At 70.6% G+C, this 14,237-nt stretch carries 10 protein-coding genes and 1 pseudogene; 5 read left to right on the top strand and 6 right to left on the bottom strand.

From position 1 onward, the window contains the following. Nucleotides 1-617: 617 nt before the first annotated feature. Nucleotides 618-1,238 carry a hypothetical protein gene (locus AC060L_RS32350; protein ID WP_483802539.1) on the bottom strand — a complete coding sequence of 207 codons (621 nt, stop codon included), beginning with the start codon at nucleotides 1,236-1,238 and terminating at the stop codon, nucleotides 618-620. Nucleotides 1,239-1,241: 3 nt separating this feature from the next. Next, nucleotides 1,242-3,938, bottom strand: coding sequence for a DnaB-like helicase C-terminal domain-containing protein (locus tag AC060L_RS32345; protein ID WP_483802538.1), 2,697 nt, complete (start codon nucleotides 3,936-3,938; stop codon nucleotides 1,242-1,244). A gap of 847 nt (nucleotides 3,939-4,785) precedes the next feature. Here AC060L_RS32345 and AC060L_RS32340 point away from each other — a divergent pair. The 4 genes from AC060L_RS32340 (at nucleotide 4,786) to AC060L_RS32325 (ending at nucleotide 8,034) form a co-directional block, all read left to right on the top strand. Then, on the top strand, nucleotides 4,786-5,184 hold the full coding sequence (locus tag AC060L_RS32340) for a hypothetical protein (RefSeq protein ID WP_483802542.1): 399 nt from the start codon (nucleotides 4,786-4,788) through the stop codon (nucleotides 5,182-5,184). Between the two features lie 48 nt (nucleotides 5,185-5,232). Then, entirely contained in the window at nucleotides 5,233-5,427 is a 195-nt protein-coding gene (locus AC060L_RS32335) for a hypothetical protein (protein ID WP_483802537.1), read from the top strand. A gap of 805 nt (nucleotides 5,428-6,232) precedes the next feature. Further along, nucleotides 6,233-7,408 carry a Fic family protein gene (locus AC060L_RS32330; protein WP_483802536.1) on the top strand — a complete coding sequence of 392 codons (1,176 nt, stop codon included), beginning with the start codon at nucleotides 6,233-6,235 and terminating at the stop codon, nucleotides 7,406-7,408. A 428-nt stretch (nucleotides 7,409-7,836) separates the two neighbouring features. Beyond that, nucleotides 7,837-8,034 carry a hypothetical protein gene (locus AC060L_RS32325; RefSeq protein WP_483802535.1) on the top strand — a complete coding sequence of 66 codons (198 nt, stop codon included), beginning with the start codon at nucleotides 7,837-7,839 and terminating at the stop codon, nucleotides 8,032-8,034. A 285-nt stretch (nucleotides 8,035-8,319) separates the two neighbouring features. On the opposite strand, the gene AC060L_RS32320 is transcribed toward AC060L_RS32325, so the two are convergent. Further along, entirely contained in the window at nucleotides 8,320-8,538 is a 219-nt protein-coding gene (locus AC060L_RS32320; RefSeq protein ID WP_483802534.1) for a GyrI-like domain-containing protein, read from the bottom strand. Nucleotides 8,539-9,040: 502 nt separating this feature from the next. Further along, nucleotides 9,041-10,906 (bottom strand): outer membrane protein assembly factor BamB family protein, encoded by a 1,866-nt coding sequence (locus tag AC060L_RS32315; RefSeq protein WP_483802533.1) that lies wholly within the window; start codon nucleotides 10,904-10,906, stop codon nucleotides 9,041-9,043. 191 nt (nucleotides 10,907-11,097) lie between these two features. On the opposite strand from AC060L_RS32315, the pseudogene AC060L_RS32310 reads away from it, so the two are divergent. After that, nucleotides 11,098-12,053, top strand: a pseudogene (locus tag AC060L_RS32310) (transposase); the annotation flags it as partial. A gap of 260 nt (nucleotides 12,054-12,313) precedes the next feature. Here AC060L_RS32310 and AC060L_RS32305 read toward each other — a convergent pair. Further along, the gene (locus tag AC060L_RS32305) at nucleotides 12,314-12,529 is read right to left on the bottom strand and encodes a hypothetical protein (RefSeq protein WP_483802532.1); all 216 of its coding nucleotides are present in this window, start codon (nucleotides 12,527-12,529) and stop codon (nucleotides 12,314-12,316) included. 220 nt (nucleotides 12,530-12,749) lie between these two features. Next, a complete protein-coding gene (locus tag AC060L_RS32300) occupies nucleotides 12,750-13,469 on the bottom strand; it encodes an SDR family oxidoreductase (RefSeq protein WP_483802531.1) in 720 nt (239 codons plus the stop codon). Nucleotides 13,470-14,237: the final 768 nt, after the last annotated feature.

The raw sequence follows: 14,237 nt of genomic DNA, 5'->3' as shown, positions 1-14,237 counted from the left end.
GCGCGCCGTCTGCTCCGCAGACATGACGCGCCGTCGCGTCCCGCGACGGATGACGCTGCGTCGCTCCGCGACGCCGGCTGACTAGGGTCAGCGTAGCCCAGTCAGATTCCGGCAATCAGGTCTCTGCTGGGATCGGTACATAACTTGCCGTCAGTAGACATCATTTCCGATCTGCAGATGCAGATCCATCAACTCTCTTATAAATATACCTAGTTGATGCTCTCGTCGGCGGATTCGGTTACGCCTTGCGCTGCAGGAGGCCGGCCCGTCTCGGCTTCGGCTGCGCCCTCCGGGCGCCTTCGCTCTCCCGAGTTCGGTCGATTGTGCGGGCGGTCGAGCTTTCTGCGGGGTTGCGCTCAGTGATTTTCTGCCAGATTCCACTGTGGGCATGTGGTCTATGCCAATTTCAGGCTTCCTGGTGTCATGTCGCTGCTGCCTCCGGCTGCGTATCGTGCTTCGTCCGGGCCAGGGACGCTCGCCGGCCCCGGATTCTGTATCGCTTTGCGCGTTCTCCCGCGAGTACCTGTCTCCGGAAAGGTATGTACTGCCATTACATAACCTTCGGCCCTCGAAAGCTGTAATGCTTCTGACTCTCCGTCGAGCTTCCCGACTCCCTGTCAGGCTCCCAGCCCGATATGGGAGACGTAGGTGTAGGCGCCCCAGTCGGAGTCGAGCTCGCTGATGACGTCGTCCCAGATGCCTTCGAGGGCGTCCAGGTCCCCAGTGACCATCGCGTCGGCCGCCTCGTCCCAGACGTAGCGGACCTGGAAGCTGCGTACCCGCAGGTTGTCGCGTCGGCGTTTGGGTTCCACGACGGCCTGGTTGACGGGATGGATCTCGATCTTGGTGCCCCGGCCCTGGCGGTTGAGGTGTCGTTTGAAGGCGGAGGGGTTGGCGCGTACGTTCGCTGCGCGCAGATTCCAGTAGGCGGTGTCGATGGCCTCCAGGTTGGCCGGGCGGGGCCGCTGGGTGCCTCGGGTCCAGGCACGGATGGTCTTCGGTGTGGCGGTGATGCCTGCTTCGGCCAGGGCCCGCGCTCCGCCCTTGGAGGTGGTGAGGTACTTCATTCGTGCCATCAGGCCGCGGCGGGTGGTCGCCGGGGATTTGACGCCGCCTTTGACGATCATGCGTTCCAGGGCGTCTTCGAGTGCGCGGCCGAGGGCGATTCTGCCGTGGACGTTTCCCCGGTCGCGGTCGGCGCCGTAGCGTCCGAAGTTCTTCCATCCGTCGGTGGACATGGCTCAGGAGCTCCGCTTCGAGCTGAGGGGGAGGGTGTACTGGTCCTTCAGTTTCGTCTGCGTCGTCAGCCGGCCTTGTGTGAAGACGGTACGCCAGTCGGTCTCGCCGGTGATGTGGAGTTCGTCCGTGCCGCGCAGTCGAACGACCGTCAGGCCGCTTTCGTGGGCGCGCTTCGCCTTGAACCAGAGGTTCGCGAATGCCTGGGATCGGATGATGTGCATCCAGTCGGGTCGGCGGAGGTCGCGGTTGTGGGTGGATTCGCCGATGGTGGAGACGAATTTCGCGTACATGGCTTTGACGTATCGTTCGGTGACTTCGTCGCCGGTGGTGATGGCGGTTTCGCGGGCCAGGGTCAGGACGCGGCGGAACTTTTCCAGCAGGCTTTCCGTGGCGCCGGAGGTCCAGCACTCGGTGATGTGCGGGGTCTCGGCCAGGCCCAGCTTGTGACAGCGGATCAGCAGGCGGATCGTCGCGTCGTCCAGGAGGAGCGGGCCGCTCTCGTGGCGGTTGCCGATCGGGTCCGGCAGGTGCGGGTGTTCCCAGGGGGGGCGCTTGGCCAGGCGGTACACGCCTGAGCGTTTGGGGTCGAAGCCGCCATCGGGCCGGTGCTGCAGGGCGCCGATCGGCAGATGGGTCTTCATCGCGCTCAGGTAGGCCGCGTTGGTGTCCATGACGTTCACCGTGATGCTGTCTGCAGTGCCTGTCCTGAGGGCCTCCATGAGCGGGATGTTCTCCCATCGGTGGCGGCCCTCCCACACGTCGTCAGCGCCGTTCCTGGTCTTCTTGGAGAGGAATTCCAGGCGCTCCGGATAGACCGTGTGTTCATAGGTGGCGCCGACGCGGGTCGCCTCGAACAGGGCCATTCCGTTGGGGATGGCCTTCAGTTCCAGGGCAGTGGTGGCGGCCTCGGTGTCACCATCGTGCTCGCGGAGGGCGTCATCGACGACTGTGCTGATCATGTCGAGGTAGTAGCCGTAGTCCCGGCCGGCGTAGCTGGGGCGGTCGGCCGTCGGTGTGGGGCGGCTATGGGGAGTCCGGGCTGTGGGTGTCAGGGCCGGGTGCGGCGGACGGGCGGGGGCCTGCTCGGGCTGGCTGTCCGGGGCCGCACGGTTGGGGTCGGGGTGGGGCGCGGCGGGGCTGCTGTGGCGGGGGTTGTGGGTGTCTGTCGCGACCGGAGTGGCAGGGGTGGGTGAGTCGGCGGTGCTGGGGTGGGGGGTGGCGGGCTCTTGGGGGCGTTCTGTGGCTGTGCCGGGTGTCTGGGGTGCCTTCGGCGTCGGGGCAAGGCTGGTGGCGGGTGCAGTGGCTGCGTGGTCATCGGTGAGGCGGGCGTGGGCCGGGTCAGTGGTCAGGGTGATGGTGGCGAGGTGGCCGAGGTCGCGTTCGGCGATGGCGAGACGGACACGGCCGGCGCCGGTGCCGGGAGCGGCGGTGGTGGTGGTGTCGGGGGTGAGGGTGAGGGTGACGTCGGCGGCCAGGGCGGTGATCAGGTCGGGGTTGTCGGTGTCGAGGGCGGCCAGCACCGGGATGTGGTGGGTGCGGGCGAGGTGGGCGAGGGCCTGGCCGGCGTCGGCGAGGGCGTGGGGGCCGGACAGGGGCAGGCGGGGGTCTGGGGCGGTCTGGAGGCGGTCGACCGCTACGAGGGCAAGGTCGGGGATGTCTGCGGCGGTGGTGGTGATCGCTTCGGCGTCCAGGCCGGTCCCGTCGTCGATCAGCAATGGCGCTGCGGCAAGGAGCTCGGCGGTGCGGGCGGCGGCTTGTCGGTCGGCGTCGTCGAGGGTTCCGGCGCGCAGGCGGCGGTAGTCGGTCGGGGTGTGGGCGGCGATCAGGCGGGCGGCGATGTCGGCCCGGGTCGGCCCGGAGGCGGCGTACAGGACGGTGCGGTGCTGGGTGAGTGCGGTGTTGCGGGCGGCGCTGAGGGTCAGCAGGCTCGCTCCTGTGCCGGGAGCGCCGGCGACCAGGTAGAACCGGCCGGGCTGCAGGCCGCCCAGGGCGATGTCGAGGGTGGTGATGCCGGTCGGCAGGCCCACCAGCGGGGCTTGCTCGCCGTCTCCGGCTGTGGCGGCGGCGGGCAGCAGGGTGTCGAGGACTTCCCCGAGCGGGGCGGGCCGGCGGCGTGGGGACGACGGCGCAGCGGCGGCGGGTACGGGGGCGGGCGCAGCGGCGGCGGTGGCCTGGGCGGCGGGCGAATCGGGCTCGGCGGTCGCGGCGGGTCCAGGGGCCGGGGCGGGCGCGGTGGCCGGGGCCTTGGCGGGGGCCACCGGTGGGGCGGTGCGGGGGTCGGTTGAGGTGCTCGGCAGGGCTGGCATTGTGGTCGCACTGGTCGGCGGTGGTGGTGTGCCGGCGGTCGGCAGGAGGGCGGTGGCACAGGTCAGGACGGCCACTGGGCGCTTGTGGCGCAGCAGTACCTGCGGGGTGCCGGCGGCGGCGTGGGCGACCAGGTCGCCGAGGACGGGGCGGGCTTCGGCGATGCCGAAGGCGGGCGCACCGGCCGTGGGTAGGCCTGCTGCGGTGGCCAGGTGGGCGGAGATGAGCAGGGCCCGTTCTTCCTCGCCGCGGGTGAGTTCGGTGATGGTGCCCTGCTCGGCGTCCCGGATGAGTTGGGGCAGTAGCGGTCGGGCCTTGTGCACGCCCAGCGACATGGCGGGTGCGGCCGGGCTGTGGGTGGTGGGGTCGGGTGGTGGGGCGAATGCGGCGGGCACCAGGGCCTCCGGGGAAAGGGAGCGCGGCAGCGCAGCAGGAAGAACGGCCGGGATGTAACGCAGACCCTAGCATGTGCGATACATAAAGTGGGTGTGTGGTGAGCTGCAGGCTTCAAGCAAGTAGGCTGTGGTGTTGGTGTTCTGCCTGTCAGTCAGTTATGTAATGGTCAGGCGGTGGAGTACGCCGTAGCCAGCTCAGGGCTGCTCCTCGGACAGCTTGGGCCGCGAGGCGCAGTGCCGCGGTCGCACGAGACGGTCTGGTGGGCGCGGTGCCGGGTGCCGGGCAGAGTCGGTGTGGCCGTCATGGGCGGACGGGTTGGAGGTCTCGGGGCGCTGTGGTGTGGTGGCGGGCGGGCGGCTGCCCGCGCGGTCGTGTGGGCGGCGGTAGCGGGTCCTGTAGGTGCGGTCCGGGCCGGCGTCGAAGCAGGTCTCCTCGGCCGCGGGGTGCTACGGCCTCCTGCCGAGGACCATGGCGTTGGGAAGGCTGTCGCGCGGTGCGGCGGCGTCTGTGCGCAGGCGTCGGTGTCGTTGGCTAAGCCCGGTGCCAGGGTGGCCGAACATGCGGCCATCGACTCGGTGTCCGCAACCGGGTCACCGGCGGACTGTGGCTGGACTACGCACACCACCATCGCACCTCCGAGGCAAATCCGACCCGCCCAGCCCTGAAGGCCCAGCTCCCCCGACCGCTTCCGAGTGCTCTGGCGGGGGCCTCTCCCTGCCCGCCGCCGGGCGGGCGGTGGTTGTCGTGGGGTAAGCCACAAGAGCTCCTGGGGAGAAGTGACGCACGGCAGGCTCTCATTGTTCTCATATTTCCGCTATTTGCTGTAGTGTTCTTCCCGTGAGCGAAATGACGGGCAAGAACATCGAGCTGGACGGCGCCACCTACGCGCGGGTGAGGCTGCTGGCGCGGGCCTGGGCGGTGGACGAAGGAGAGGCGGTGCGCCGCCTGGTCGAGCACTTCGAGCACGGGCCCCGCTCCCCCAGGACGCCCGCGCCCGGAGTGGAGGAGGACGCCGCTCTGGCCGTGCACGTCGTCTACGAGGGGAACCGCGTGGACGGTCGGTACGACCCCGCCACGCGCTCCCTGGAAATCACCGCCGGGCCCGCCGCGGGCCGGTACAAGTCGCCGAGCGGTGCGGCAGCAGCCGTACTCCAGGCGTACAACCCCAAGGTCGCGCCCAACCGCAACGGCTGGTCGTTCTTCGTCGTGAACGACACCGGCGACTTCCTGCAGTCGGTCCGTTGACCGGACAGGAAAGCCAGCAGATCCGTGAGAACAATGAGGGGGACGAACATGGCAGAGACCGACGACCGCGATGAGGCGCTGCTGACCCAGCGCGCCGCGTTGATCGGGCTGATCTCGATCCTGGCCGGCGCAGCGATGGGAGCACTCGCGGCCATGAGCGGGATGCCCGCTCCCGGGGCGGTCGGCACCGCACTCGCGGCGGCGGGGACCAGCCTGCTGCCCGCCAACCGGCTCATCCGCTGAGCCGCACCCCACCACGGGACCGGCGGGACCGCGGGACCGGCACAGGCCCGGCCCGGCCCGGCCCGGCAACCTGACGATGATTCTCCAGCCCCCGTTCCTGCGCGCGCTCCTCGCGGATGCGCCGCCTCGGCCGACCGCGAGGAGCCGTTCATGAGTCGTCCTTCCGGGCGCATACGGCTTGCCACCTGCCGGTCGCCATCCGCCGGACGCGTGACGCGACTGCTCGTGGCACTGCTCGAGCGCACCACGGGCCGGCCGGCGGGCAGGCTGGCCACGGAGACGAAGGGGATCCGGCCGGCACGGCCCTGGCGGACACGGGCTCACGTCACCGCGGCGCGCGGCAAGATGTCACCAAGATCGCCCCACTCGTTCCCCTCGACGGGGCTGACGCACCCACCACCGCTGACACCCGAAACCGGGGCGCTGCAGCGACATCTCGGCCGAACCTCACGCTCACCTACAGCAGCGTCAACACCTTGCTCTCCCGAGCGGGCCGGCCCACCACCCGCCGCTGAACACGATCCCGCTCACGCCGATCGGTCAAGATCGTCTGTCACGGGACATGTGCATCGGGAATCCCCTTGATCGAAAGCCGGACGATCGGGAGGCTTGGGCGGTGATTCATGAACTGTCCCCTGCCTATCTGAGCTGGGACGACGTCGACCCTGCCCGACACCCTTTCGACGCCGACGCAACCCCGCGGGTGGTGCGGTTCCTCGGGCCTGCCGCACGGGTGCCCTCACGCCCCGACGGTCCAGCCCCGAGGGCCTGGACCCGGGACAAGGGCAGGCCGTGGGCCGACGCGATGTCACATGCCCTCATCGACCGATACGGCGTCTGGGCCGTGGGCTGGCGTTGGGCACACGACGAAGGCGACTTCGACGGGGGCCCGGTCGGGAGCTGGTGCTGCCCACCGCACTCGATCACCACATCGCAGGAGACGCTCGCCCGGGTCGCTGCGGCGCTGTGCGAGTGGCGCGCGTGGCTGGAGAGCCTCGCCGCGTGGTTCGAGGCCCACCCGCTGGACCTGGCCTCGGTCGAGGAACAGCGGATCCTATGGGAGCGCGCCGCCCGCAACCTGATCCTGCAGGTGTCCGACCGCACTGGCGGCGGCAGCGGCTGGTACGGACACTGCCGCCAGGTACTCACCTGGTTCCTCACCCGCTGGGGCGTCGAACCCGGGGCCGCCGAGGGCATGGTGGACCAGGCGATCGGGGGACGGTTCCGGAGCTGGACAGGCCCCGACGCGGTGCTGGTCGAGGACATCGCGGAGCGGCTCTCATTGTCGCTGCGCCCCAGCCACGGCGAACGATCCGGGCGGCCTGTGCCGGACCACCTGCAGACCTGGCTCGCGGTGCGCGCGGCCGTTCCCTGGCGGGAGTGCCCCGACGCCGGCGCGGACCAACCGGTGACCCCGTCGCAGGACGGCGCCGCCGACGACATCCGCGCGTTCGACGGCGCCATTGATCCCGCCCGCGCCGAAGGCATGCTCGCCGCACTGGAACTGGCACGGGCCGACGCGGCGCGCGGCGCGTCCCTGGACTTCGAACTCCTGCGCGGATGGCAACAGCACGTCCTGGGCACACGGCAGGCGCCGCCATTGCGCACCATGCCCGCCTTCGCCAAGGAAGGCCGGGAACGCTACGGCATCGCCCCGGACACGCGCGCGCAGCTGGACTCCTGCCTGGCCGAAAGCGCCATCGGCGCCGACAACCCGCTGCCCCTCACCGCCCGCGCCGCACGCGCCCACCTCGACGTCTGCTTCTTCCACCCCTTCGACGACGGCAACGCCCGCGCCGCGTTCCTCACCCTCGTCTTCGTCCTCGCCCGCGAGGGCATCACACTCGATGACGTCCTCCTGCTCCGCCGCATCTCCTTCCAGGCCGACAATCCCCAGGACGGCCCTACCCTCGCCCGGTACATCGGTACCCACCTGGAAGGGACCCGCCGCAACTCCGCTTCCCTCCCGTCCTCCACGTAGGGCGGTCACAGGGCCCGGCCGGCCGCCTTGCAACCGCGGACGAACCACTCGGGCGACGAGTCAAGATCATCCGGCAAACGGTCAAGATCATGTGCCATGGGACAGTCAGTGGAATCTTGAGCGTTGCCATCGAACATCGAACCCTGACGGGCCCGGCCGCGTGCCACCGAAGATCGAGTGGCCGAGGATCTCCGGCAGGGGCACGCAGCGTGCACCCTGCCGCCCCGACAGATCACCAACACGTTCGACGTGGTGTGGTCCGCTCAGGAGAATCGGCCCACGAGTCTGCTCGTGCACACCCTTTGGCCACGACGCCGACGGCGGTCACGACTTCCGGGAAGACCCTGAGTACGGCGACACCCTGGCCGGTTTCGAGAGCACCCCGACCCGGCTGTGGGGATCCGAGGGGATCCGAGGCGATCCGGGCCTTGGGCTCCCGGTTCTTTCCCCGACTCGAGGGCGACGATCTCCGCGTAGAGCGGGACGAGATCGATGACTTCCTCGCCGAGTGTGAGGCGATCCGTCCCCACCCCGACCACCTTGCCGGACAGGGCGGTCACGAGGCCGGCCATGTCACCAAGGGCTTCGACAACATCGCCGCCAGCGGTGGGATCGTCGTCCGGTAGCAGTGACCAATCCTCAAACAGCACACGGCCGAAGTACACCGTCACAGGACAATGCCTCCGCAGTGCGCGAGCGTGTCGCCCGATGACGCCCGGGACGAGGTTCCTCGACGCCGGCTTCCCCACCGGGGGAAGGAGGTTCACTGCCGGGGGTTCGCTGCCGGGGGATCCGGTGCATGTGCGGTGCTTGCAGAGCTTCCGGTTGCCCGCGGGTGAGGTGGGCCGCGTCGCGGCGCTGCCGCGAGATCCACTCACCCAGGCGGAACCGGCAGCCTCCGAACGGCCCCGTCAACTGCTCGCGCGGAAGGTCGGCCAGCCGACCTCGGTGACCAACTCGTGCTCGTCGGCCACGTCCAGGGGGCTGCGCAGGTAGAACTCGCGCAGCGGGCCGTCCACACTGATCGCGTGGCGCGTGGCGTGGGTGCCCAGGTCGCCGTAGGTGAGGTCGATGCTCTGCAGGGTGCCGCGGTGGACGGCGACCGCGAGTTCCGCACCGGGCACGAGCACGGCCTCGATCCAGCCGACCGGGCGACCGGGCGAACCGGGCCCTCGACGGGGACGAACACCAGCGCCTGGCCACGCTCGTCCTCCAGCAACCCGGTCGCGAAGAGAGCACCCATCGGGCCGGTGGTGCGCACCGCGCGGGCGCCGGTGAAGCGCGCAGCTCACCCAGCGCCCCCTGCCACCAGCCCGCCGGGTCCCGGCGGTCCACCACCTCACGGATCCCGATCGCCGCCTGCTCACGGACCGTGCGGTACTCGATGGCCGGCCCGTGCCCGGGGCGCGCCAGCAGGTCGCGCAGCGACTCGACGGCGCCGCGCGCCTGCGCGAGCCGGTCCTCCAGGCGGGCGAGATGCGCGGCGATCAGCTCGTTGCGGCCACTCACGTCCCCGGCGGCCGGCAGCCCCAGGTCGTAGTGACGACCGGGACGGCGTCGTCTTCGGCTCGGTGAATGGCTACGCAGCGTCGTGTGGAGTACGAGAGCGGGGAGTTCCGAGGCTCTGGCCGTTCAGGCGGAGGGGGCGCCGGTGGTGGCGTCTATGGCATAGAGGTTGCCGTCGACACCGCCGAAGTACACGACCCCGTTCGCAACGGTGGGCGAACCAGTGCTGGCGTTGACGGCGTAGGACCACTTCTTGGTACCGGTGGCGGCGTCAACAGCGTGGAGGCCATCACCGCCGGCGTACACCACGCCGCCGGCCACCGTCAGGTGGGACGCAGCGCTCGGGCCGAAGCTGGAGGTCCACTTCCTTGCGCTGCTGGCGGCATCGACGGCGTAGATGTTTCCGGCCCGGCCGTAGTACACCACGCCGTCAGCCACTGCCACGGTCGTGACGGCGAACGCGCCTCCGCTGAAGCGCCACTGTTCGGTGCCGGTGGCGCACGTCCACTTCGTAGTACCGCCGGCGGCGTCGACGGCGTACAGCAGATCGTCGTCGCTACCGAAGTACACGACCCCGTTGGCGACGGTGGGCGAGTTGACGCCCGCGCCGGCGGTGCAGATCCACCGCTTGGTGCCGGTCGCGGCCTCGACGGCGTGGAGAGTGCCGTCCGCACCGCCACCGGTGTAGACCGTCGCGTCCGCGGCGGTCAGCGACGCCCCCAGGGTGGAGCCGGTGCTGTAGGTCCACTTCGCGGTGCCGCTGAGGGGGTCGACGGCATGCAGGTCGGCGCCGCCGTTCACGTAGACCGTCCCGCCCGCGACCACAGGCGACGACCCGAAGCCGTCGACCACGCTGTAGGCCCACTTCACAGTGCCACTGGCGGCATCGAGGGCGTACAACCTGCTGCCGCCGCAGACGAACACCGCCCCGCCGGCCGCCACCGGCGACGACACGGTGCCGTCGCCGGTGGAAAAAGCCCACCTCCGGGCGCCGGTGGCGGCGTCGACGGCATAGACATGACGATCCGCGCTCGCGACATACACCATGCTCCCGGACACCGCCGGCGTGGTGGTCACAGCTCCCGAGGTCAGGAAGATCCACGTCCGGGAGGAGCTCATCACGGCCGGCCGGTCAGGGGCAAGACCCGGCCGCGACGTCCTGCGGTGCAGGGCCACCACAGCGCCCACCCCGCCGACGGTGACGACAGCACCGGCAGCGGTCCCGAAAAACCGGCGCCGTCCGGTGAGCGGCGGGCGAGGACGGCGCGCATCAACACCGCTCTGCCCACCGCCCCCGCTCGGTTCGCCCGCATCCCGCGCGAGTTCCCCTGCATCGGGAACACCGGCGCTCTCACGACCGGTATCCGCAAGGCGGGGCGTGACCGCGGGCACGGAGGCCGTGGCGGGCCGCTCGTGACCCGGGACCGGGCCAGTCGCCGACAGAGCGGCTGGGCGGATGTCCAGGGCTTCGACCTGACGGGCCGTGACGCGCCGGATGACCACGACGAACACGACGGTGTGAACCAGCCCGAGCGCCACACTGAGCAGCACACAGGTTGTGTGCAGGTCCCGGAACCCGGCCGCGAGGCCCGCGACCATGGAGGTGAGATACACGCCCCACCACAGATGCACGAGCAGGGGCGCTCCTGAAACCCCGCTGGAGCGCCAGAGTCCCAGGGTGATGCGCCAGCGCGTCCAGATGTTCAGCCCTGGCACGACCCACCCCGCACTCGCCCAACCGCGGCCGAACGGCTGGCCACCGGGGTCCAGCAACGCGGCGTTCGTCCAGCAGCGGCGCAGCCACACAGCGCCGACGATGTAGCTGACGATGAGGAACAACAGGTAGAGCAGGGCCATGAGGCCGATCAGCTTCCTGCTACCCGCGTAGAGGACGGTCAGTTGGCCCGCCGCAAAGCACAGGCTGGCCAGGATGGCGGACCACTGGTATCCGAGAGCGGGCTCCCTGGGATCGACCGGCTGTCGGGGTTCCACGCATGTCCTCCTGACGGTGATGATCACCGGGACGCTACATCGAGGGCTGCCGACGCTGTCACGAGGGTCCCGAGCCCGGTCGTCGCGGCCCGCGACTGCGCCAACGGCCACCTCCGCGAGTCGGGGATGCGCGCGGTTGCGTCTGCCGGCGGCGTTCAGTGTCCGGCGGCATCGCGGAACCGGAGGGTTACATCGCCGACCTCTACCCCGGCGAGGCCAAGACCGACGCCCGCGACGCCTTCGTCATCGCGGACCCCGCCCGCACCATGCCGCACACCCTGCGCGGCATCGAGCCCACCGACGAGCCCACCGCCGAGCCCACCGACGAGCCCACCGCCGAGCTGGAGATGATCGTCGGCTTCGACGACGACCTCGCCGGCGAGGCGACCCGCATCGCCAACCACCCGCGCGGCCTGCTCACCCAGATCCACCCGCACCTGGAACACGTGCTGGGGCCCAGGATCGACCCCCCGGCGGTGCCGGCCCTGCTGGAGCGGTTCGGCTCACCGGCCGCCCTGCGCAAGGCCGGACGCCGCCGCCCGCTCGGCATCGCCCGGCCCTTGGCCCCGCGCACGTTCGAGCGCCTCGTCGAGGACATCCCCAGCGCGCTCGACGAGCAGACCGTGATCGCCCCGGGCACCGAGGCAGCCGCGCTGATCGTGCCGAGCCTGGCCGGCTCACCGCGGGCCGTCCTCGACCGGCGCAAGCTCCTGGAGAAGCGGATCCAGGAGCTGCCGCACGAGCACCCGTTGTCGCAGATCCCGACCCCCATTCCCGGCATCGCCACCAGGACCGGTGCCCGCGTCCTGGTGCCGATGCCGGCGACGCCAGCACGTTCCCGACCGCCGCCCACCTCGCCCCCCACGCCGGCCTCGCCCCCGCCACCCGCAGTTCCGGCTCCTCCATACGCGGCGAGCAACCCTCCCGCCGCAGCAACAAGCAGCTGAAACGGGCGTTGCTCCTGGCCGCGTTCGCCTCACTCGGCGACCCGGCCTCCCGCACCTACTACGACAAGAAGACCGGCCAGGGCAAACGTCATACCCAAGCCCCCCTCCGCCTGACCAGACACCGGATTGACGTCCGGTTCGCCATGCTCCGCGACGGAACCTTCCACGAAGCCCGCGTCCCCCAGGTGATGACTGCATGAACCAGCCCACAGACAGCTCGACTCACATCAACATCTTGTGCCTGTCCACGTCGAGATCTCCGCGACAGCCAGACAGACAGCTTCTTCCGGGCCCTGGGCGAGCCACCCGCAGACCACTGCGACGTCCGGCACACCATCCGGACCCGCCAGCGCGTCATGCACTCCGGTCTGCATCCACTCGCCATCACTATCGTCGGCCCCGACGTCGGCCCCGGCGACCGCCCTGGCGACCGCCCTGGCGACCGCCAGAGCGATGAGCCTCACGGCGGCAGCGTCCCCACCCGGGCCAGGGTCTCTGCCGTCTGTCGAGTCACCGCCGTGTCCTCGACGTCCAGCAGCAGGCCCACCAACGCTTCCGCAGCCTCAGGAACATCAGCGAAGGAAGCAAGATCACGCCCGGCACGAACACGTTGCGACCACGAAGGAGACGAAGCCTCAGCCAAGGCCGCCTCCAACCCACTCATCATCTCCGACACAACCAGACGCTCTCATGCCCCACGACGAAGATCGAACCCGGACCGAAGCCGCCCCACGCACTTGACGAAGAACATCGAGGCCCCCCGCCGCCCTACGCCGGCACCGCGAGCCCGACACGCACGAACCCCCGACAGCGAGCGGCGGGCAGCGGGCAGCGGGGGCCGCGGGGCCCGACAGCGGGCAGCGGGCGGGACGGCGGGCAGCAGGGGCAGCGGGGGCTCAGTGGTCCGGGAGCGTGTACGCGGCGCGGATACCGCCATGGACGGGGAGTTCGCAGGCGGTCAGGTAGCCCGAGTCCGGGCCGGCGAGAAAGGCGACCGCGCCCGCGACCTCCTCGAGAGTGGCGAAGCGGTCCATCGGGATGTGGGCGAAACGCCGCCGGGTCTCCTCCTCCCCCATCCGATCGAACATGGCACGGGTCTGCGGGGCCTCGACCGGCCCCAGGGCCAGGGTGTTCACCCGGATGCCACGCCGTGCCAGATGCGTGCCCAGGTCGCGCCCGAGCTGGGTCACCGCCGCCTTGGCCGCGGAGAAGGCCATCTGGGCGGTCGCCGCACCCATACCCGCAAGGAAGGAACCGGTCAGCACCACCGAGCCACCAGGGTTCATCACCGGCACCCCGTAGCGGCAGCTGAGCACCGCAGGGGTGAGGACGGCCCGAAAGACCCGCTCCCAGACCTCGTGGGGCGTCTCCAACAGGCCGTGGTCCTCGCGATCCATGGGGCCGGCGTTGACGTGGAGCACGTCGATCCCGCCGAACTCCGCATGGATACGCTCGAACGCCCGTCGCGTCTCAGCCTCGATCCGCAGGTCCGCCACGAACAGCGGAAAGCCGACGCCGTCCGGCGGCTGCCGGTCGATCCCGACCACCCGCCCACCCTCGGCAACCAGCCGTGCCGCGACAGCACCGGCGATCGCCCCGCCCGCCCCGGCGATCACGCAGATCCGCCCACCCAACCGCCCCCGCTCCTCGCCGCTCCCACCCACGACCGCCCCTCTCCTCGTTCCCGCTCGAATCCCGCCAGTCCCCGCCCCGATGGTTCCCGTCCCGACAGCGCCTGCCCGCGACGGGCCCGGCGGAGCCTGCCGCGGGCAGCACCGCACGGACCTGTTCACCAGCAGCCTCACTGCCCCGGACCGTGATCGACACGCACAGCGTGACGGCCACGAACGGCCCACACCACCCGGTTACTCCGACTGCTCCGACTGCTCCGACAACGGCATCTCACACACCGTCACATCAGGTGGCGTTTGATCCCGCCGAAATCCGGCGGTACCGACTCCCCCTCCCCAAGACGTGGCGCACTGCCACCGCGAAAACCCGGCCGAGGGACGCGGCGGGCAGGCTCCAGAAGCCCCGCGCGCGCAAGCACCCCGCGCCGGACCGGCCACGGCGTGACCCTGCACGGCAACCCGCCACTTCGCAGGCCGCCCGCCGTTCCGAGCAGCCCGGGCCGGCCACGGGTCCGGTCGATGAATCAGGGCCGCTGACGGCTTGGGCTTCTTGCATTTCGTGGATGGTGCACTTGAGCCTGCCGGAAGCGAGGACGGTACCGATCCAGCCGTCGAGGGCGGGGAGCAGCGCGTCCTCGCGCAGGCAGACGGTCGGCGGGTGGTCGACGGCGTGGCTCTGGGCGCATTCGCCAAAGTAGCGGCAGCGGTAGTGGGGGGTGGGGGTGGCCGTTGTCGAAGTCGCCCTGCCCCTTG

It is taken from the genome of Kitasatospora sp. NEAU-69, from assembly GCF_057158765.1.
The sequence above is the reverse complement of the archived record's forward strand: the minus strand, read 5'-3'. Positions and strand labels throughout refer to the sequence as shown.

Bases quoted from the DNA above. Each gene is read 5' to 3' on its own strand.
- AC060L_RS32350 (WP_483802539.1), bottom strand. From the start codon at position 1,238: ATGTCCACCGACGGATGGAAGAACTTCGGACGCTACGGCGCCGACCGC.
- AC060L_RS32340 (WP_483802542.1), top strand. From the start codon at position 4,786: ATGACGGGCAAGAACATCGAGCTGGACGGCGCCACCTACGCGCGGGTG.
- AC060L_RS32335 (WP_483802537.1), top strand. From the start codon at position 5,233: ATGGCAGAGACCGACGACCGCGATGAGGCGCTGCTGACCCAGCGCGCC.
- AC060L_RS32330 (WP_483802536.1), top strand. From the start codon at position 6,233: ATGTCACATGCCCTCATCGACCGATACGGCGTCTGGGCCGTGGGCTGG.